Source organism: Klebsiella sp. X13, assembly GCF_003323835.1.
GTDB classification, from domain to species: domain Bacteria; phylum Pseudomonadota; class Gammaproteobacteria; order Enterobacterales; family Enterobacteriaceae; genus Klebsiella; species Klebsiella ornithinolytica.
Map to the genome: position 1 here is coordinate 3,460,581 of NZ_CP030874.1, position 19,482 is coordinate 3,480,062.

Consider the following 19,482-nt stretch of genomic DNA (forward strand, 5'->3'; position numbering starts at 1 on the left):
GTTATTTTTCGGTGAAATGTGAGCTGTGGTTCAGAAAATGTTCAATCGAGTCGATTAAACCGGGAGCTAAGGGGAGCGCTGGTTCAACGTATGAAGCGATATTCGCCTTGCGATCGTCCGAAGTCACCTCTTTCATAATATGGTTCATATTAGGCAGTATTACCAGGGACGCTTGAGGATTGGCGGCCTTAAGCCGTCTTGCATCAGTTTCTTCCACCTGAAGATCGCGTTGCCCTTGTAGCACTAACACGGGTTTAGAAATGGTCGAAATGAGATGACCTGGATTATATGAAAACGCATTGATCAAAAATCCCTGAACCGCAGGATTAAAGAGATTTTGCAGTGTTGGATGCATATTCGTAATATCGACCCGCCGCCGATGCTCCAGAGCATCAATTATCGGCAGTGCCTGCTTTAATAACATTTCGTTTTCCGGATTAGCGTTAAGTTGCCCCCTCAACACCTCGCCCATCGGCCTCCCGGGCGTTGCGATAAGAACCACGCCGCACACATCCTCTTCATGAGCCGAGGCAAGTGCGACTACGCCTCCTTCGCTGTGTCCTAAAACCCAAACACAGGGAGTGTGCATCTGACGTCTAAGCACTTTTACCCAGGATCGAACGTCGTCAACATAGTCAGCAATCGTCACCGCATTAGCATCCTCGACGGCCATTGCGCTAGCGAACATTCCACGTTTGTCGATACGAAGCGTTGCAAAGCCTTTTGCAGCCAGGCCTTCAGCAAGAAGTCGGTAAGGAGATGCATTCACACCAAGTGGATTGTTTCCATCCCGATCCGTCGGCCCGGAGCCTGGAACGATAAGAACAACGTCGGTTGGTTTTGAATTTGGGGTGAGTAACGTACCTTTCAAAGGACCTTTTGGCCCAGCGGCATCCAGGAGAGTTTCGGAAAAGGTCACCGGCACTGCCGCCAGACTTACAAATGGGCAAGCGCTCAAAAGGGCAATGGAGGCGGTAATATTCATCGGTGATGTTCCTGTAAAACTCAGCGTACCTGTCAATTTATATTATAAATATGGTCTGCTCTCCATTGATTAATACATCAGCGGCGTTAGAAAAGTCCGCTGTTGGTACGGAGTGGACAAATTAGCAGGCCTGGGTCAGGGAACTAACCTTGACCACCCTGTTCAGGTGGCCAAATTCAGCGTGCCGCTACATACCGATTCCTGGGTAAAACCCTCAACAACGTGAAGAGGTGGCAGATCCCGCGATTCATCAACACGGATAAAGCTCCGACATACGGCCGTGCGCTCGCGCTGTTCAAACGCGAAGGCCGGTGTCCGCCTGACGTTAAACACCGTCATATTAAGTACCGGAATAACGTCCCTGAATGCGACCACGGTAAGCTGAAAAGGATAATCACTGTCACACAGGGGTTTATGAAGACGGCCTGCGCCACAATCAAAGGGAGTGAAGTGATGCGTGCACTACGAAAAGGTCAGGCCGAATCATTTTATTTTGGGTATCCCCTGGACGAGATGCGCCTGGTGAGCAGAGTCTTTGAAAGATAAACTTTTCAATACCACCAAAGGCTACCTCATCACGAACTTTGCAACATTGCCCAAAAATTTCGTTTTCCAAACTGACCCCTGGAGTCACGCAACACCCAGTTATCAACTAATGGTCACCACTTCCGCGATGTAATCGCGAAAGTGGTGGTCGGGTTTCAGGATCAGGCCGTATCAGGCTGCCAGTAATAAACGCAATGACATTGATAATCAGCCCATAATATATAGGGGTGTTTGCCGATAAACCATCCTGAATGATAAAGACAATCACCGTTATGCCACCTAAGATAATTGCGGAAATAGCTCCGGCAGAAGATGCTTTCCCCCAGAAGACAGCACCTATTAAGGGGATAAGTAACGCGCCAACCAGAATATTATAAGCCAGGGTTAATGCGGCAATAACACTCCCAATCATACTGGCAACCAGTAACATGATAAAACCAACAATGAATGTGGAGAAACGATCTATACTGATGGTGCACTTTTCATTACCCGCAACAGCAGCGTATAAATCATAAACAGCGATAGTTGATGTTGCCATCATACAAGCACTTGTGGTGGACATGAGTGCGGCCAGTGCTGCTGCGATGACCAGACCTTTAATACCTACAGGAAGTACAATCTGTATTACTTCAACAAATGCTGACTCAGGGTTCTCAAGGGCGGGTAAATAGACACGCGCTGACATTCCAATGACTCCGCCCATCACTCCCCAAACTATGCAGTATATTCCAGCGCACACTCCGCCCCATTTCGCCACTCTCTCATCACGTGCAGTAAATACTCTCTGCCAGATATCCTGACCAATCAGAATACCAAGAGAATAAATAACAAAATACGTTGCAATAGTAGGCCACCCAATTGCTGTCAGGCTGGAGTAACTGTCAGGCAGTACATCTACGATATATCTCCATCCTCCGGCATGCATAATGCTGGCCGGCATCAGGATAAAAAGTAAACCAACAGTTTTCAGTACAAATTGCAAAATATCCGTTCGGGTTAAAGACCACATTCCTCCCAGAACTGCATATGATACGACAACAGAACCACCTGACCATATGCTGCACTTCATTGATATATTGAAAAGAACACTGAGAATACTACCAATAGCAATCATGGACGTCACTGCAACCATAAAATCATAGATCATCATAACAGTACTGCCGACGATTTTTACCGAAGGGCTATAGCGTAGATCGAATACCTGGGTGACTGTGTGCAGCTTCAGACGGATTAATGGTGAAACCATTAACAGGCTGAGACCTATCAGGCCAACGCCTAAACTTGTTGGTAGCCAGAACGCGGAAATACCATAACGATAACCTAAGCCAATAGTTCCAACCGTGGATGCGCCTCCGATGACCATTGCAGCCATAGTACTGGTAAACAATACAGGTCCTAGCCGACGCCCGGCTACCGCATAATCATCCCTGGTTTTTGCCCTGAACCAACCCAACCAGCCGACACCGAGTATAACTAACAGATAGATTGCGATAATAATGATGTCAATTGCCATAATACCTCCCTCTTACGATTCGGGAATGCATCCAGGCCATCAGCAGAAATCAACCTTACTCTTCAGGGGTACTCCATTGCGTTGTCAGCAAACCTGGCTGTTGCTCTAAGGTCATCAATCTCTAATACAGGAGTATCGTTCTATTTATTTACTCCGACAGGAAGACCTGGTAACTCTATGTATTATCAAAAATTCAGTAAAAAATAATCCCGTCAACATCATTGCTGATTGTTGTTCCTGCATACCCTGCGACCATGCGTTCAATATCATCCAAAGCACCAATCATTGCCCTGTTACCCGTTTTCAATGCAAATTCACACGTTGCCTCTATTTTCGGCCCCATTGAACCTGCAGAAAAGCTCAGTGCAGCGAGTGCCTTGGGGTTAGCTGCCTGAATAGCTTTGGCTTCCGGTTTTCCAAAATCGATGAACACGCATTTCACATCAGTAGCAAGAATTAAAAGATCGGCGTCCAGCTCATCAGCCAGCAGGCCACAACAAAGATCTTTATCAATGACGGCTTCAAGCCCTTTTCCCATGCTATCTTTAATCGTTACTGGGATCCCCCCACCGCCACATGCAACAACGACCGTACCTGTATCAACAAGTGCACGAATAGAAGCGATTTCAAGAATAGATTTCGGTCGCGGGCTGGGTACTACCCGTCGGTAATACTGCCCATCGGGCTTTATCGTCCATCCTTTCTCTTGAGCTATAATTTCTGCTACTTCTCTTGTATATACAGGGCCAATGAATTTAGTGGGGTTTTTAAGAGCAGGATCGTTTTCATCCACCTCAACCTGTGTCAGAACAGCAGCTATTTCGCTTGATGGCATCGCGTTTCGTAGCTCTTGTGCGAACAGATAACCAATCATGCCCTGAGTTTCAGCTCCGAGAATATCAAATGGATAAGGGGCCAACTTATCTGCATAGGCATCTGCCTGCAAAGATAGAAGCCCAATCTGAGGGCCATTGCCATGACTCAATATTAGCTGATGCCTTTCTCCTAGACGGGCAATGGCTCTGCAGGCAAGTTCAATATTGCTCCTTTGGTTCTCTGCAGTCATAGATTCATTACGACGTAATAATGCGTTACCGCCTAGAGCAATCGCGATCTTCATTCTTTACTCCATTTAAAAAGTATAGTGATATACAGGTTAACCTCTACTGATTTCAAATATAGTGGTGAGCGAGACAATACGTTCCCAGTGCCGCTCACCAGTTATGTTTATCCAGAGGTTTTATTTAATTCAGCTATTCTCTTTCAAGTGGAAAAGTCATACAATGCGGACCACCACCACCTTTTAGAATCTGTTCAAGGTTGATTTCAATTGTATTTATACCAAGTGAACGCATTTTTTTATTAACTTCCCGGTTATTTTCAAATGTCAGAACTCTGCCATCACCCAGTGCCTGGAGATTACAGTGATGTCTGAAAACACCTTCCTGAGGAACATTAATGAGTGTAAAGCCTCGTCGTTCCAGAAGATTAATAAACTCGTAAGGCAAGGCTTCTTTACATACGACCGCAATTTTTTCAGCGACAATATTAAAGCACATATCCAGATGCAGGTTCTCACGTTTGCAAAACACAGGTAGCATGGTATAACCAAGCTCCCACATCTGACGTTCTATATTTTTATATCCATCAAAGTCAGTTCTTGCGACGACACCCTGCGCGATTGTGTGTTCGTCAATCATCCAGAAATCTCCGCCTTCGAAAGCACCTGCAGTACAACGAGCAATACAGGGTACTCCAAGCTCTTTCATTTTTGCTTCATACTGTTCTGTTTCACCTGTACGACAGGGTTCACGAAATTTCCCCATGATAAAGCCTTCTTTAACACAGGCACCAAAATCACGAGCATAGACTTCGTAAGGCAGGCTTGAATGAGGATTCATCAATTCTACCTCTACCCCATTTTCACGGTAGGCTTGCACAAACTCAGCATGCTCGCGTTTAAATGCTTTAAGATCGGCTTGTTCCCCTTTTTCCAGCCAGTCTTCTGTAATGACATTAATAGGCTGGAAAGAAAAATATTCTGGAGGGCAAAGCAATACTTTTTTTAAACGGTTGGTCGCATTTTTCACATAATTCTTTTTCATTTCTGACTCCTTAGTCGAGGCGATATTACTCTCTCAGCTTTTATCCTTTTTTCTTTCTGAAATATTTTCCAGAATACGCCGGGCCTGTTCTTCATCAGAGATAGACTTATCCCGGAGCATATAAAGGACGATACCGATAATCAGGAAGAAACCCAGTAATAAATATTCATACGGCCACTTCAGCGCAGCAGGGCTGCCTGGAACTAACATTGCACAAGCCATCAATAAGGTCATCACTACGCCAATGGCCATGACAGGCTTCCCGCCAGGCATCGGTAATGGGCGAGGTAAATCAGGACGGGTTTTACGTAATCGAATGATCGAGAAGAGGGTTGATCCCCACAGAACAATGTAGGAAAACGCAGCGACGGTCACAAGTGGAATAAATACGGCTTTGCCCAGAAAACATGCCGCTCCCGCAATAGAAGAGACAAAGATAATCGCCGTCGTTGGTGTTTTATATACAGGATGCAGTCGGGAAAATGCAGCGGGGATCAATCCGACCTGGCTCAAGTACATCAGCAAGCGTGTAGCACCATAGAAACAGGCATTATAAACACCTACGACACCACAGCATGCAGCTGCCGTCAGTAATATACCCCACACAGATGTCCCAGTGACATTTGCTGACGCATGGGCAAAAGGTATATCCATGCTGATCAGAGATTGCCATGGCACGATTGCAGCTGGCATTAACATCGTAATCAGGTACATAAAGGTTGCAAATACCACGGAGATAATCAGAGCCAGTGCCGTTCGTTTGCGACTCAATGTAGCAGAGGCTTCTTCTGCTCCTTTTGCAATGGTTTCCCAACCCGCAATAGAGAAAGGTAGTAATGCCAGTAGTGCGATAACGCCCGTTACTGTAGGCCGACTCTGTACTGGCGCCAGGTTTTTCACATCAATATAGAATGAACAAACCACCAGGGAGACAATAACTAGTGTCAGCACTGTTGCAGTAATACCCGTTTGCAACGTCGAGGACATTTTCACACCACGGTGTTGCATGAGACCGATTACTACAACTAAAGTGAGTCCTATCAGTAAGAATGGGCCGGTAACCACACTTGAACCGACGGTATACAAAGGAAACAGTGTTTTTAATGAAGGGGCCAGATAACCCAACATCGTTGTAATAGCGATTGCTTCCCAGGCACACAGAATAATATTGACCAGCACACCAAACCAGCCGGCAAGCATTGCAGCAAAACTACCAAAAGCAAGATACGAGTAGGCAGCTTCTCCTCCAGCCAAAGGGACTGTAGAAATTGCCTCCAGATAGGCGAGTGCCAGGGGGAGCTCTATAAGCAGACACAGCAAAATCGCGATAGCGACATTTGCTGGCCCCCCAGCTGTTTCTAACCATACACCAGTCAGAACCAGCCATGATGCACCAAATACACACCCGATGCCCATACCGAGGAATCCCCGGAAAGTAATTACTTTATTCAGATTGCTTTTTGCAGGTTCCGCAGATTGACTCATATCAGACTCCTGTCTAAAGACATGCCGTCCCTCCCCACATACCTGCCTGTCGTCATGCAGCAGTTCTACGGGTTTGCAGGGAGGGATTACTTTAATATGAAGTAGCAACCAGTACCGCTTTCACGGTGTGCATCCGGTTTTCACCTTGATCCCAGACAACAGATTGCGCGCCTTCGATGACTTCATCCGTCATGTCTTCTCCGCGATACCCAGGCAGGCAATGCATAAAAATTGCATTCTTATTGGCTTTCGCCATTGCTTGCGCATTGATCTGGTACGGCATAAAGTCCTGAATACGCTTCTCTTTTTGTGCTTCATTCTCTCCCATGCTGTGCCAGGTGTTGCCATAAACCACATCAGCATCCCTCAGCGCATCGTCAAAGTCTTCAGTGACAATTACCCTGGAACCACTGGCAGCCGCGTGTTTTTGTGCGCATTCAAGAATTTCGGCGGCAGGGGCATAGCCTTTTGGTGCTGCGACATAAATGTCCATCCCGAACATTGCAGATCCGATCATGAGAGAGTGGCAGACGTTGTAAACATCGCCTGCATAGCAAACTTTAACCCCTTTCCAGTCCCCTTTTTTCTCCTTGATTGTTAGCAGATCTGCCAGCCCCTGACATGGATGCTCAAGTGCCGTCAGAGCGTTAATAACAGGATTTTTCATATATTTAGAAAACTCTTCAACAATCTCCTGGCCGAAAGTGCGGATATATAAGCCATCAAAATAGCGATCAATAATTCGGGCTGTATCTTTAATGGGTTCTCCTCGGCTTAATTGCATTTCATCAGGGCGTAGATACACAGACTGAGCGCCTAATGCAGTTGCCGCAGCATGAAACGAGTTGCGGGTACGGGTAGATTTTTTTTCAAAAATCATTCCATAGGTTTTCCCACGCAAGTATTCATGTGGCTCGCGCATTGTCCATTTCCGCTTAAGATCCGCTGCGAGGTCTACCAGATATCTGATCTCCTCCGCTGTAAAATCTTTCATTGCCAGATAATGTGTGCCCCGGAATTTATCTCTCATTTTCTGCATCTCCTTACGTGAACGTAACGGTAATCCAGTTATCAAACGTCAAGTCATCTCGCATTGGATTGAGCGTAGAAGATAAAAACTATGGGGTAAATAAATATTCCAGCAACTAAACATTGATTATTACTTATGTATAGCCACCTATGTACTCATTAAACTGATTGTTTACATATAGTGCTGCTATGATAACATGAGGGATAAGGCAGAAGACTGAAATGTAAATTAAACCTGATGAAGGGAGAAATTGCCGCATAAAAATTAAATAATTTATTTAAACAAGAAAAATATTATCTTTTATTTAGCAAGTGTTCATTTAGAACATCAGAAATAAAAGCTTCAAGAGCTTCATTGTGTGGCTTTGTGCGATGAAAAATAAGATAGTGCGGGGCCTCGTAGCTAAGCGTTTTGGCATTAAGTATGCGCATTTCCCCCCTGTCAGTCCATGTCTTCGCATAGTGCTGTGGCAGGTATCCCAAATGTGTTCCAGCCAGGATCATCAATGCCACGCCCTCCATTTGGTGAGCAATGGCAGTCATTTTATCATCGTCTGGAACCAGTGGTACGAGATGCTGAGGCATCAGGTAACCTCGTTTAACCCATTTTGCCTGTCTGATATCGCCAACCATTACATCTGTTTTCGTAAATAAAGGATGCCCTCTTCCACAATAAATTGATATTTTTTCAGAAAATAGTTTAACGTATTGCAGGTTTGTGACCCGGTGACCCGTGTATGAAATAGCGGCATCTATCTGACCATCCAATATTGCTTGCTCAAGTTCTGTGGGCGACTTTATGTAAAGCTGTATGTTTACATCCTGATTTCGACTATAAAAACGTGATATTGCCTGATAAATGTAGGCATCCTTCAATGTTAGTGTACTGTCCAGCAAACCTATTGATAATTGCCCAAATAAGCGCCCGGAAAGTCCCCTGACCCGGCTGACGAAATGCTCAAGTGATGAAAATAAATCCTGAGCAGACTCTAGAATGCGTTTGCCTTCCTCGGTGAGATGAAAACCCCTTCGTCCTCGTTCACACAGACGATAACCCAGACGTGTTTCAAGTGCGGCCATACTTGCGCTAATTGCTGACTGGCTCATATTAAGATGAGCCTGGGCTGCTGAAAAGCCTTTGCATTGTGCAATCGTGACAAAAATATGCAGCAGCCGTAGATCGATTCCCTGGACACTGGTGTACATAATCTTTCTCCTGTAAAGCCCATGTACGTGTTCAGGTATTTTATAGAACTATTGTTCTCTTTTTTTAGTGGGCTGTTAGATTTCGCGATATTATTCCAGAGGGCACTGTTGCAAAGTTCGTGATGAGGTAACCTTTAGTATTATTGAAAGGACTTACATTTCAAAGACTTTTCTCATCAGACGCATCTCGCCCAGAGAATGGCCCAAAATAAAATGCTTCGGCCGGACCTTTTTGGAGCTCACGCATCACTTCACTCCCTTTGATTGTGAGGCAGGCTGTCTTCATCGATTTAAATCCCGGCGTGGCACCGATTATCCTTTTCAGCTTGCCATGGTCGCATTCAATGACGTTTTTCCGGTATTTAATCTGACGGTGTTTAACGTCAGGCGGACACCGGCATTCGCGTTTGAACAGCGCGAACGCACGGCCGTATGTCGGAGCTTTATCCGCGTTGATGAGGTGGGGATTTGCCAGCCTTTCACGTTATTTAAAATCTTCCCGAGAAAACAATATGCCGCTTTGCTGTAACGATGCGGGGAAGAGATAAAAATCTATGGTACACCCTCTGTTGTCAACGGCACGGGACAGGTAAGCCCATCGGCCATTAACTTTGATCTACGTTTCATCAAGATGCCATGAGCAGAAGCCGGAAGGGGTTCGCCAGTACCAGCGCAGCCGTTTTTCCATTTCGGGTACATAACGCTGAACCCAGCGATAAAGGATGGTGTGGTCGACATTCACGCCGCGTTCGGCCAGCATCTCCTGCAGCTCACGATAGCTGATGCCATATTTGCAGTGCCAGCGTACTGCCATAGAATGATCTCTCGCTGAAAATGCCGGCCTTTAAATACGGTCATGGGGAGCGCCTCTGGTGAAAATGGGACAAAGTTTATCACCGTCGACTATTTGCAACAGTGCTACTTATCCTTGAGGGCGCAGCGAAGTCATGTCGTTCCCGGCGGCGTAAGTCGTCGGGCTTTATTTGCGATTCTGGCCTCGATAGATATCTGCCACTCAGCGGTCCAAAGTAAAAACGCAGGTCATAACCGGCGCATTAAGCGTTCCCCAGACTATATAATCCCGATTTTTAGCAAAGATAAAGATGGGTGATTTCCCGGATAATCCCATGATATCATAAATAGGTATTACAAGTTCATCAGGAACATCTCCATATCTATTCTTGCTTTGCCCACCAGGTGATAATTTATATCGACTCTCACCTATCGCCACGTAATCAAAGTTGATATCCTGCGACAGATAGTAAGTCTCATCGCCATCGACTATTTTCCCTGATAAGGAAACATAGCCACTGTTTTTATTCATATCAAACAGAACATGACCATCAAAGGTATATGAATCATTCAAAGACGATATAGTATAGTAAACATTAGCCTCACATGTTTTTATTTTATTTTTCTTACTTAGCAAACACAGCAAGTAAATAACCAAAGCAATGATGGCACAACCTAATAAACCGAAAGAACGGTAGAGCATGTTGTTAGTCATGCTGCCTCCATTGACTTACATATACGTTATCACAATAAATGGTTTTTCTACTTCTACTATCTATTGGGCAAAAAGATGAAAATATACCACCAGATTTACCCTGCAAAAAGTTTCTTTGAGCATATATTATCAACCTGGCCGGACTGCTTTGGCAATGTTCAAGTAAGTCAGGATGGTGCATAAATACAACATTAAGTATTTTTTCCTGCATAATTTCAGGAATCTGAACATAAGATGTTATTTTACACTTACCGATTTGTTCCAAACTATTTGATCCCTTGGCCAGAATCGATGTCGCAACCACTTCATACCTGGCATTGAAAATAATAACCAAACCAGCTATCAAGGCCACAATGCCCCCGTGTTTTAGATAACGAAATCGTTGCTGACGTAATTTCCCTGCCGGTGTTCCTTCTTTACACGAACTATCATACCGTTTAATCTTAATATCTTCCGAGAGATAAAAACCAACACCAGGGCTTGTCAATATAATATTATCTTTTCTTGTCAGGGATGATAACTTTTTCCTGAGAATGCTAATGTATTGGTTTAAAGATGAATTTGACGCCTCGTGCCCCCTTGATTCCCAGACTTGCTCTAATAGGCTTTGTCGCGAAACAACCTTCCCATGCGACGCCATCAGTACAGCCAGAATATGGTTGGCCGTTTTGGTTAACTGGTGTTTTTCCGTTACACCGATATCAATATAAATAAGTTCACCAGACTCAGCGTTATAAAACACTTTGCTTTCAATTAAGTACTTCATAAGTCATCTGCATCCTGAGAATAGCGGGGTATGCTGGTACAGGGCGAGGAGGTATTAAGCCCTGCTGCATCCCGGAAAAAGTGAAGTAGTGTAAACAGATTGTGCCAGCTTTAAATGGGCTTATGGCTCATCAGTGGTGCCTTGATGTTCGCTCTTAGACACCCGCTCCTCCCTGCTAATGGTGCATGCATCACCAAAGTATTCTTTAGCAGCAAACCAATAGTATCAACAAAAAGATAACAAATGTTATCACGATGTTTTCTTTAATTTGATTATGTGTGCCGCCTCAAATTATTTGCACAAAATGATACAAATCTCAATGTATTTGAATCGATTGGATATAACTAATAACAAAAAAGCATATCGCGTATTAATCAATAATATTTTACACTAATTAAATTCTTTTAAAAAAATTTTAAATTTTGCACAAAAAAATCTTTAAAGTTAAAATAATAATTATAAAAGAATGATAATTAATTTATTATACGATATATGTTTATAATTATTGATTGATAAATTCCCCATTGCAACAACCTTTGCCTGCTTATATATTTTAAAAAGTACTCCCCGTCACTCAAAATAGATAATACGTGAATTTTAACTTAATGATTAAACAATAAGTAACAAGAGGTATATCATGTACGGCTATCGATGGGCCAAATTCCTAATTGCTGGTGCAAGATATAATGACAGCCATTTTCTCCTGGTGGAGTTTTATGTTCATCACGAGCTCGATGACGTTATTAAACCAGTGATTTGCAGAAACAGACAATGGGTATTAAGCCATTTAGTTAATGGTTCAACTTTGTTTACTTTAAATCAAAGCAATAATAAGTGGCAAAAGAAGGATAGAATAATACTAAATCATGTTGCTGGTAGATATTATATCAGGACACATCCCTCTCCTTATCCCGGAGATGATATAGGCTATCACTTTACTTAGGGCTGTATGATATAAATGAAAAACTAGTTTTATCAACTACAGGTATAATGACAATGTGGAAAATATGTTCAATTCTGGATATTATTAGCAGTAGTAGTGATAAACCTTTGATAATAATTGTTAACGAAAAAATGCATCTCCGGCTTGTCAGACCATCTCTTTCATGTGAGCAAATTAGAAAAATAAGCATTGAACAACTTGAGGAGATCGTCATCAGAGAATTGTAAAAACTGGTACAGCTGGTGCAGACGCTAAAATATATCGTTAATCATTTTAACTTTTCATTTTCACTATCATTGTGCTTACCCATATACCTGATGTCGGGTATATGGGTACAGCCGCCATAACAAGAAAAGAAGCGGACACGTAATCCAGTTTGTACTAATCCATGTTCAGGGGGGTAAGTTTGGATATATCCAGGTTGTGGAGCATATAGGTTACATACGCGAGGGATTCGACCTTTACACTTCTACGCAATGAACGGTACGATCGTAATTGCCGCCGCCGCGCAGGGATTTACCGAAGCACCGTTTATAAACCTGACTTTCTGGCGAGGAGCCCCTCGTCAGGACTAAACCCATGTGAAAAAGTCAGGTTGAGAGCAGTGAGCTGCGAATCCACAGGCGAAATCTCTGTAACTCATCAGGTTTATGAAAGTAGTGTTCTGCCCCCTCAACCACTTCCAGAATTCCACCTTGCTGACGGGAAAACATCCGTACCGCGGCATAATCGGCCATGCTATCCTCACTACCAATGAGGACACACAGTTCTCCTTCCCATATAGCGGGCGAATGCTGTCTGAGATAATCAAAATAATCAGCACGAAAACTCAGCCCACCGGTAACAGCAATCACCTTTTCCCGGGCCAACTGCTCTTCATCTATACCAGCGCTGGCCATCATTTTCCTGGTCAGATCCAGTAGATCGACCACCGGTGAAAGAAACAAGCCTTGGCTGAAATTGCCAGACTGGAGGGCTATCATGCTAAAACTTGCACCCATACTACAGGCAAAGAGCGCGATTTTACTGAACCGTTCCTGCACATAAGCATCAATGCACTGAATGTCACTCACCGCCTGAATGATATGGCACTCTTTTTCATCGTGGATACGATCACCATGCGCGGGAAGATCGAAACTCAATACCTGATAGCCTTTTTTTATGGCCTCTTCAGCAAGAATCTCAATGCATACATCTTCTTTGTGAGAATAATTACCATGCACAGCGAAGACTACTTTCCCCCCCGATTGCTCTCCCCAGAGAGTGCAAGGAATTCCGTCAACGGCGAAGTGGGTTTTGAACATAAAGTCAGATCCTTATTAATAAATTCACCGCGCTGGTACTAAGAAGCGCCTGGCTTTACCAGAATGACGGCTTGTTACGCTCCCAGTCTCTACTGAGCCCAGTGGGCTTCTCATCTTTCATACAACAACAGCGCCAAAATATCAGTTATGTGCATTCAGCCACGAAATTAGTCGAGCATCGCTACGGGAAAGCCCCTCCTTAAGTTGTTTTTCAATGGCCGTCACCACCTTCTTCTCTGTGATTCCATAAAGGGGGTTTAATTCCCTAAAAACCGACTCAGTTGTGAACTGGCACCTGGTAAACCCTTCCTCGGCAGTACTGACGGTGGGGGGGATCACGACAATATGAAACAACGCGCTAATGGTTGCCCGCAGGTCGTGTGGATGTGGTCAGCATAATGGAAGCATTACGGGTGCTGGACAAGCGCCTGCCGGTACGTATCCAGACGGATAACGGCAGCGAGTTTATCTCGAAAAGTCTGGATAAATGGGCGTATGAGCATGGTATCACGATGGACTTCTCCCTCCCCAGAAAGCCGAGAGATAACCCGTTTATTGAGTCGTTTAACGGTAGTCTGCGGGATGAATGCCTGAACATTCACTGGTACCTGTCGCTGAAAGATGCGCAGGACAAACTCGACAAGTGGCGCAGGGAATATAATCATGAGAGGACGCATTCGTCACTAAATGACATAACTCCGGCTGAATTCATCCGAAGTCTCCGGCAAGACGAAGATCTCTGATTTAGCACTGTACTGAATTTGGGCCAGGGTCACCTGAAAATGCTGAGGATTACATGATCCCGCATAATAACTTCAGTTAATCAGGGTTCGTTGAAAGGATAGACATAATCATCGCCGGAGCCTGCCCGAAGATGCTTCACACGTAGCTAAAAACTCATTCTTCATCCAATACAAGCTAGCCTGGAACACTCCAGGGTAAAGTGAAATGGCACAACAGAAACTGTATAAAACGAAAAACCCCAAGCTATTAAATAGCTTGGGGTTTATATTTGGCGGAAGCGTAGAGATTCGAACTCTAGAACCCTTTCGGGTCGCCGGTTTTCAAGACCGGTGCCTTCAACCACTCGGCCACACTTCCGTAATGAGGCGCACTATAAACAGCTACTTGCGTCGTGTAAAGCCAGCAACCGTTCACTTGCTTCAAAAATAACCAAAATGCTGTTAATCGGTTGAATCAACAACAGATTGACCGTTTTTTCAGCACAAAATCTTACCCCTGAGCGTTAGTGCTTTTTGATGTACATATCTTTGGTGAAGTAGTATCCCAGCTTATCCGGCGTAAATCCCCCCACCCACGGTTTTACCAGGTGGGTACGAACATAGTGATAAACCGGAACCGCCGGCACATCTTTCGCCAGCAGATCCTCTGCCTGCTGGTAGTACTTACCGCGCGTCACCCCATCTGACGCTTTGGCGGCGTTCTTTAAGGCTTCATCATAGGCAGGATTGCTGTACTGGCTGGTATTCTCACTGTCGCCGGTGCGGAAGTTATTCAGGAAAGTGGCGGCATCGTCATAATCGGCAATCCACGCATAGCGCACCGCATCAAAATTGTGCGTGTGCATGGTGTCGAGCATCGTCTTCCACTCCTGGTTTTGCAGCTTCGCCTCCACGCCGAGATTTTTCTTCCACATCGAACTGGCGGCAATCGCCACGCGCTGGTGTGATTCCGATGTGTTGTACAGCAGATTAAACACCAGCGGGTGACTATCTGAGTATCCCGCTTCGCTCAGCAGTTTTTTGGCTTCGGCAATGCGTTTCTCGCGCGGCCAGCTGGCGTATTCCGGATTTTGCAGTTTTACGCCGCCGATATCAGGCTGGCTAATCAGCCAGGCCGGGCGTTGTCCCTGCCCCAGTACTTTTTCCGCAATGATGTCTTTATCCAGCGCCATGTTCAGCGCCAGCCGGACACGCGGATCGTTAAATGGCGGCCTGGTGGTGTTGAACTCGTAATAATAGGTCGCCAGCTGCGGCGACACATTCAGCTGATCGCCCATGGTCTTTTTAAGCTGCGCGAACTGGTTAATCGGTACCGTATAAACAATATCGATTTCACCCGCTTTATAACGGTTAACGTCCGCCGCTTCTGAATGAATCGGCAGCCAGGTCACTTTATTGATTACCGTATGCTCATTGTCCCAATAACGCGGGTTACGTTCGGCCACGATGCGCTCGTTAACGACCCACGCAGACAGCTTATACGGACCGCTGGTCACGATATGCTCCGGTTTGGTCCACTGTTCGCCAAAGCGGTTTACCAGCACTTTATCAATCGGAACCAGCGAAGGGTGCGCCAGCATCGCTAAAAACGCCGCGTTCGGCTGGGTTAATGTAACTTCCAGCGTCGCATCATCCACCGCCTTCACCCCCAGCGTCTCCGGCGCTTTTTTCCCTTCGGCAATCTCCTTCGCGTTCACAATATGCATATTGCCCGGGTAGCTGGAATAAGGTGATGCCGTCAGAGGAGAGACCAGTCGCTGCCAGCTCCAGACAATATCCTGAGCGGTAATGGCGGTCCCGTCCGACCAAGTAATGCCCGGACGTAAATGGAAGGTCCAGACGGTGTTCTCTTTATTTTCCCACTTTTCCGCCAGCCGCGGCTGTATTTCACCAGCCGGTGAGACGCTGACCAGCCCCTCGAAAAGATCGCTGATAATATTAAACTCAACGTCACTCTCGACCTTATGCGGATCCAGTGATGCCGGCTCGCTGCCGTTATTTCTTACCAGTTCCTGCTTCTCTGCCAGCACCGTCCCGGGGGGAACCTGAGCGGCAAATACCGTGGCCGTCGTGCAGAGTAAACCGAGAGCCAGCACTGCTTGCGTGATGTGATTGTATTTTTGTGATTTCATATCCCTTGCCTTTATTACGCTTCGTTTGTACCCTCTCCACACTTAGCCACAGAACGGCAATAACGCAATATTTTTCAGTAACCTATCAGATTCCGATCTGGTTCCTGAAGCCAAACACACAAACTCACCACCTTTCCATTATTTATTAGCATAATATGCTGCGTGATTGCCTCGGGGGTCTAAGTAAAGATGGGTAAAAGCACTATGGCTTCCGTCGTGGTTTTTTTATGCTTCATTATTAATTACATCTGTCATAAGAGAGTGACTCATGGATCGTATTATTACGTCGTCGCGTGACCGTTCATCGCTGCTCAGTACGCATAAAGTTCTGCGGAACACCTATTTCCTCCTCAGTCTGACGCTGGCATTTTCCGCCATTACGGCAACGGCCAGCACGGTGCTGATGCTGCCTTCTCCAGGGCTGATTCTGACGCTGGTGGGTATGTATGGTCTGATGTTCCTGACCTATAAACTGGCCAATAAGCCGACAGGTATTCTGGCGGCCTTCGCTTTCACCGGCTTCCTGGGTTATATCCTTGGGCCAATGCTCAACGCCTATCTGTCTGCGGGCATGGGTGACCTGATTGGTCTGGCGCTGGGCGGTACCGCTCTGGTGTTCTTCTGCTGCTCGGCCTATGTGTTGACCACTCGTAAAGACATGTCCTTCCTCGGCGGAATGCTGATGGCAGGCGTAGTGGTGGTGCTGATCGGTATGGTTGCTAACATCTTCCTGCAGCTGCCGGCTCTGCACTTGGCCATCAGCGCGGTGTTTATCCTGATTTCTTCAGGCGCAATCCTGTTTGAAACCAGCAATATCATCCGCGGCGGTGAGACCAACTATATCCGCGCTACCGTCAGCCTGTACGTGTCGCTGTACAACATCTTCGTCAGCCTGCTGAGCATCCTTGGCTTCGCAAGCCGGGACTAACCTCTGCCGACGCTGTGCTCAGGCCCCGCTTATGCGGGGCCTTATTTTTTGCTACACTGCGGCCAGTCTGAACGGTATGTGAAGAATTATGTTTATCTTTGAAGGCAACGAAATTGAGACCGATAGCGAAGGCTATCTGAAAGAGACGACACAGTGGAACGAAGCCATGGCGGAAGTTATCGCCGGGCAGGAGGGCATTACGCTTTCCGTTGAACACTGGGAAGTGGTGCGTTTTGTGCGCGAATTTTATCTGGAATTCAACACATCGCCCGCCATTCGCATGTTAGTAAAGGCGATGGCGAATAAGTTTGGCGAAGAGAAAGGCAACAGCCGCTATCTCTATCGCCTGTTCCCGAAAGGACCGGCTAAACAGGCCACCAAAATTGCCGGCCTGCCTAAACCGGTGAAATGCATCTAATAGAGGATGGCAAATTTTTGCCACTCTCTGGTGGGTTGATGAGGCTCAGTATTGACCCTGTCAACCCGCGCACTGCGCGGCCCGCCGGCGTTTAGCCAGGCGATAAGTGCCGCAACCTGGTCTTCTTCCCCGCAGGCCAGCACCTCCACGCTGCCATCATCAAGATTACGTGCATAGCCCGTCAGCCCAAGGCGTAGCGCCTCCCGCTGCGTCGAGTAGCGAAACCCCACGCCCTGAACCGAGCCATATACCCATGCCATTGTGCAGATTGTCGCCATCGTTACACTCCTTTTTTGGCCTGCCCTGATGCACAGAATAGCAAATTCTCGTCAGCGCACATGCTTCGGCAACAGGCCATAGTGTTGACGAAAACGCGCGGTAAAGCGTGACCCGGACTGATAGCCGCTGTTGAGTGCGATCTCACCTATAGGCAGCGACGTTGACTGCAGCTGGCCTAAGGCGTACGCCATACGAACCTCTTCAACGATCAGGCGAAAACTTTGCGATTCCTGCTGTAAACGGCGGCGCAGAGTCGACTCCCCCAGAAACAACATCCTGGCCACCCGAGGAACGCTCCACGCTTCCGCCGGCGACAGCATGATAATTTGCCGTACCTGGCCGGTCAGATCCTGCTGTCTTTCGTTTAATAGCGGTCCGGCATATCCCGCCTGCTGCAATGCCAGCAGCAGCCCCATCGCCTGATGATGCTGCAGCTCCGTCGAGAGTCCCCCTCTCACCGCTTGCAACACGTTCTGCCACATAAACGACAGCTCCGGGGTCATCGGCGCGCATAGTGATGTCAGCCGGCCGGGCGGCGACTCGCTCATGTAACGTGCTTTAAAATCCGCGAGCAGGTCTGCGGTCAACGAGAGCAGGTCGGAACAAAATAGCCCATTGTCCGGCTGATTAATGACCTCAAGCTCAAGGTCGGCGGGCAAAATAATCAGCTGCTGCGGGGTGACCTGCATCTGACTGGCCCCCTGCACGATGATTTTACTTCCACGATTGACCCGACACAGCGCAGGCGAAAAAAGCCTGACGCGGTGCAGTTTATATAATCGCCGGGAGGTGATTTCTGCCGCCGATAACGCGTTATGCTGAAAGTGAATATTCCGCATTTGAGCTCTCTGTCTGTCGTTTAGCGTCCTGACATGGCCGTCAGCCGGGCGCTGGCGATAGCATGGCTGCGCAGCATAAAGCCCACCAACGCGCCGCTGGCCTGTGCATCAATCGGTAAAGTCGGCGTATTCAGCGCCCATACCGTAAAGTGGTAATGATGAGGCTTATCCCCGGGCGGAGGACACGCTCCGCCAAAGCCCGCATAGCCGAAGTCATTTCGCCCCTGCACGGCACCTGCAGGCAGTTTAGCGTTGTTTTTATCTCCGGCACCAGTCGCCAGGCTGGAAACCGTCGACGGTATGTTCACAACCGTCCAGTGCCACCACCCGCTTCCGCTGGGGGCATCCGGGTCGTAGGCGGTCACCGCAAAACTGCGGGTGCCCGTCGGCGCATGTTCCCAGACCAGCTGGGGCGAGATATTCCCCCCGCGACAGCCAAAACCATTAAACTGTTGGGATGCCGCCAGGCTATCCCCTTCGCGCATGTCGCTGCTGGTGACGCGAAATGGCGCCGCTGCCGCGCTGGTACTGATAACCGCAATTAAGATTGCCGCTAACCGGGATCCTGTTTTCATCGTATTTTCCTCCGTTGGGTGAGGAATCACTGTAAGATCGCGGGAAGGTTTTTATTGTGCCAAAGCGCCTGCGTTTTGTGCCGAAACGCTCACCTGTCGGCGCGGGTGGAATGATGCTTGCGCCGGTCACTTGTGCTAACCTACGCGCCATTTTTCGGTGCCGACATTCCCGTTGCTTA

Annotated in this window: 16 protein-coding genes, 1 tRNA gene and 3 pseudogenes; 4 read left to right on the plus strand and 16 right to left on the minus strand. The window is 46.8% G+C overall.

From position 1 onward, the window contains the following. Nucleotide 1: 1 nt before the first annotated feature. Nucleotides 2–985 carry an alpha/beta hydrolase gene (locus tag DSD31_RS16475; RefSeq protein WP_080694460.1) on the minus strand — a complete coding sequence of 328 codons (984 nt, stop codon included), beginning with the start codon at nucleotides 983–985 and terminating at the stop codon, nucleotides 2–4. Nucleotides 986–1,171: 186 nt separating this feature from the next. Here DSD31_RS16475 and DSD31_RS16480 point away from each other — a divergent pair. Continuing rightward, a pseudogene (locus DSD31_RS16480) lies at nucleotides 1,172–1,531 on the plus strand (DDE-type integrase/transposase/recombinase); the annotation flags it as partial. A gap of 106 nt (nucleotides 1,532–1,637) precedes the next feature. Here the strand turns inward: DSD31_RS16480 and DSD31_RS16485 are convergent. From DSD31_RS16485 to DSD31_RS16535, 10 genes and pseudogenes are all read right to left on the minus strand, one after another. After that, nucleotides 1,638–3,044 carry a sodium:solute symporter family protein gene (locus DSD31_RS16485; RefSeq protein WP_048023111.1) on the minus strand — a complete coding sequence of 469 codons (1,407 nt, stop codon included), beginning with the start codon at nucleotides 3,042–3,044 and terminating at the stop codon, nucleotides 1,638–1,640. A gap of 193 nt (nucleotides 3,045–3,237) precedes the next feature. Next, nucleotides 3,238–4,164 (minus strand): carbamate kinase, encoded by a 927-nt coding sequence (gene arcC, locus DSD31_RS16490; protein WP_032688479.1) that lies wholly within the window; start codon nucleotides 4,162–4,164, stop codon nucleotides 3,238–3,240. Nucleotides 4,165–4,297: 133 nt separating this feature from the next. After that, nucleotides 4,298–5,149 (minus strand): dimethylarginine dimethylaminohydrolase family protein, encoded by an 852-nt coding sequence (locus tag DSD31_RS16495; protein WP_048023114.1) that lies wholly within the window; start codon nucleotides 5,147–5,149, stop codon nucleotides 4,298–4,300. A 33-nt stretch (nucleotides 5,150–5,182) separates the two neighbouring features. Beyond that, nucleotides 5,183–6,634 carry an APC family permease gene (locus tag DSD31_RS16500; protein ID WP_032688480.1) on the minus strand — a complete coding sequence of 484 codons (1,452 nt, stop codon included), beginning with the start codon at nucleotides 6,632–6,634 and terminating at the stop codon, nucleotides 5,183–5,185. A gap of 91 nt (nucleotides 6,635–6,725) precedes the next feature. After that, nucleotides 6,726–7,664 carry an ornithine carbamoyltransferase gene (gene argF / locus DSD31_RS16505; RefSeq protein WP_032688622.1) on the minus strand — a complete coding sequence of 313 codons (939 nt, stop codon included), beginning with the start codon at nucleotides 7,662–7,664 and terminating at the stop codon, nucleotides 6,726–6,728. Nucleotides 7,665–7,957: 293 nt separating this feature from the next. Beyond that, complete coding sequence (locus tag DSD31_RS16510; protein ID WP_032688481.1) at nucleotides 7,958–8,869, minus strand: LysR family transcriptional regulator; 912 nt, start codon at nucleotides 8,867–8,869, stop codon at nucleotides 7,958–7,960. 153 nt (nucleotides 8,870–9,022) lie between these two features. Next, nucleotides 9,023–9,727, minus strand: a pseudogene (locus DSD31_RS16515) (IS6 family transposase). 157 nt (nucleotides 9,728–9,884) lie between these two features. Beyond that, nucleotides 9,885–10,376: a hypothetical protein gene (locus DSD31_RS16520; protein ID WP_113991190.1), complete on the minus strand. Its 492-nt coding sequence runs from the start codon at nucleotides 10,374–10,376 to the stop codon at nucleotides 9,885–9,887. Next, nucleotides 10,369–11,142: a winged helix-turn-helix domain-containing protein gene (locus DSD31_RS16525; protein WP_048023121.1), complete on the minus strand. Its 774-nt coding sequence runs from the start codon at nucleotides 11,140–11,142 to the stop codon at nucleotides 10,369–10,371. The genes DSD31_RS16520 and DSD31_RS16525 overlap by 8 nt, the downstream gene beginning before the upstream one ends. A 1,533-nt stretch (nucleotides 11,143–12,675) precedes the next feature. Further along, a complete protein-coding gene (locus tag DSD31_RS16535) occupies nucleotides 12,676–13,389 on the minus strand; it encodes an alpha/beta hydrolase (protein ID WP_048023123.1) in 714 nt (237 codons plus the stop codon). Between the two features lie 383 nt (nucleotides 13,390–13,772). On the opposite strand from DSD31_RS16535, the pseudogene DSD31_RS16545 reads away from it, so the two are divergent. Then, nucleotides 13,773–14,132 (plus strand): annotated as a pseudogene (locus tag DSD31_RS16545) (integrase core domain-containing protein); the annotation flags it as partial. A gap of 270 nt (nucleotides 14,133–14,402) precedes the next feature. Here the strand turns inward: DSD31_RS16545 and DSD31_RS16550 are convergent. Both DSD31_RS16550 and DSD31_RS16555 read right to left on the minus strand, forming a co-directional pair. Beyond that, nucleotides 14,403–14,490 (minus strand) — tRNA-Ser (locus DSD31_RS16550). A gap of 145 nt (nucleotides 14,491–14,635) precedes the next feature. After that, the gene (locus DSD31_RS16555; RefSeq protein ID WP_064357204.1) at nucleotides 14,636–16,264 is read right to left on the minus strand and encodes an ABC transporter substrate-binding protein; all 1,629 of its coding nucleotides are present in this window, start codon (nucleotides 16,262–16,264) and stop codon (nucleotides 14,636–14,638) included. A 268-nt stretch (nucleotides 16,265–16,532) separates the two neighbouring features. Here DSD31_RS16555 and yccA point away from each other — a divergent pair, with 268 nt between their 5' ends. Both yccA and tusE read left to right on the plus strand, forming a co-directional pair. After that, nucleotides 16,533–17,192, plus strand: coding sequence for an FtsH protease modulator YccA (gene yccA, locus DSD31_RS16560; RefSeq protein WP_004860189.1), 660 nt, complete (start codon nucleotides 16,533–16,535; stop codon nucleotides 17,190–17,192). Nucleotides 17,193–17,280: 88 nt separating this feature from the next. Then, the gene (tusE, locus tag DSD31_RS16565) at nucleotides 17,281–17,610 is read left to right on the plus strand and encodes a sulfurtransferase TusE (RefSeq protein WP_004860187.1); all 330 of its coding nucleotides are present in this window, start codon (nucleotides 17,281–17,283) and stop codon (nucleotides 17,608–17,610) included. Here tusE and yccX read toward each other — a convergent pair. Genes yccX through DSD31_RS16580 form a run of 3 tightly spaced genes read right to left on the minus strand, consistent with a single transcriptional unit; the run spans nucleotide 17,607 to nucleotide 19,303 of the window. Continuing rightward, complete coding sequence (gene yccX / locus DSD31_RS16570) at nucleotides 17,607–17,888, minus strand: acylphosphatase (RefSeq protein ID WP_015584708.1); 282 nt, start codon at nucleotides 17,886–17,888, stop codon at nucleotides 17,607–17,609. The two genes, tusE and yccX, sit on opposite strands and share 4 nt — an antisense overlap. A 51-nt stretch (nucleotides 17,889–17,939) precedes the next feature. Beyond that, a complete protein-coding gene (locus tag DSD31_RS16575) occupies nucleotides 17,940–18,728 on the minus strand; it encodes a helix-turn-helix transcriptional regulator (protein WP_032717635.1) in 789 nt (262 codons plus the stop codon). Nucleotides 18,729–18,748: 20 nt separating this feature from the next. Further along, the gene (locus DSD31_RS16580; RefSeq protein ID WP_004860181.1) at nucleotides 18,749–19,303 is read right to left on the minus strand and encodes a kinase inhibitor; all 555 of its coding nucleotides are present in this window, start codon (nucleotides 19,301–19,303) and stop codon (nucleotides 18,749–18,751) included. Nucleotides 19,304–19,482: the final 179 nt, after the last annotated feature.

Excerpts from the sequence above, each read along its gene's own strand:
- DSD31_RS16555 (WP_064357204.1), bottom strand. The coding sequence starts at position 16,264 with ATGAAATCACAAAAATACAATCACATCACGCAAGCAGTGCTGGCTCTC.
- arcC (WP_032688479.1), bottom strand. The coding sequence starts at position 4,164 with ATGAAGATCGCGATTGCTCTAGGCGGTAACGCATTATTACGTCGTAAT.
- DSD31_RS16535 (WP_048023123.1), bottom strand. The coding sequence starts at position 13,389 with ATGTTCAAAACCCACTTCGCCGTTGACGGAATTCCTTGCACTCTCTGG.
- DSD31_RS16510 (WP_032688481.1), bottom strand. The coding sequence starts at position 8,869 with ATGTACACCAGTGTCCAGGGAATCGATCTACGGCTGCTGCATATTTTT.
- DSD31_RS16580 (WP_004860181.1), bottom strand. The coding sequence starts at position 19,303 with ATGAAAACAGGATCCCGGTTAGCGGCAATCTTAATTGCGGTTATCAGT.
- DSD31_RS16485 (WP_048023111.1), bottom strand. The coding sequence starts at position 3,044 with ATGGCAATTGACATCATTATTATCGCAATCTATCTGTTAGTTATACTC.
- DSD31_RS16520 (WP_113991190.1), bottom strand. The coding sequence starts at position 10,376 with ATGACTAACAACATGCTCTACCGTTCTTTCGGTTTATTAGGTTGTGCC.
- DSD31_RS16495 (WP_048023114.1), bottom strand. The coding sequence starts at position 5,149 with ATGAAAAAGAATTATGTGAAAAATGCGACCAACCGTTTAAAAAAAGTA.
- DSD31_RS16575 (WP_032717635.1), bottom strand. The coding sequence starts at position 18,728 with ATGCGGAATATTCACTTTCAGCATAACGCGTTATCGGCGGCAGAAATC.
- tusE (WP_004860187.1), top strand. The coding sequence starts at position 17,281 with ATGTTTATCTTTGAAGGCAACGAAATTGAGACCGATAGCGAAGGCTAT.
- DSD31_RS16500 (WP_032688480.1), bottom strand. The coding sequence starts at position 6,634 with ATGAGTCAATCTGCGGAACCTGCAAAAAGCAATCTGAATAAAGTAATT.
- DSD31_RS16525 (WP_048023121.1), bottom strand. The coding sequence starts at position 11,142 with ATGAAGTACTTAATTGAAAGCAAAGTGTTTTATAACGCTGAGTCTGGT.
- DSD31_RS16475 (WP_080694460.1), bottom strand. The coding sequence starts at position 985 with ATGAATATTACCGCCTCCATTGCCCTTTTGAGCGCTTGCCCATTTGTA.
- yccA (WP_004860189.1), top strand. The coding sequence starts at position 16,533 with ATGGATCGTATTATTACGTCGTCGCGTGACCGTTCATCGCTGCTCAGT.
- yccX (WP_015584708.1), bottom strand. The coding sequence starts at position 17,888 with ATGGCGACAATCTGCACAATGGCATGGGTATATGGCTCGGTTCAGGGC.
- argF (WP_032688622.1), bottom strand. The coding sequence starts at position 7,664 with ATGAGAGATAAATTCCGGGGCACACATTATCTGGCAATGAAAGATTTT.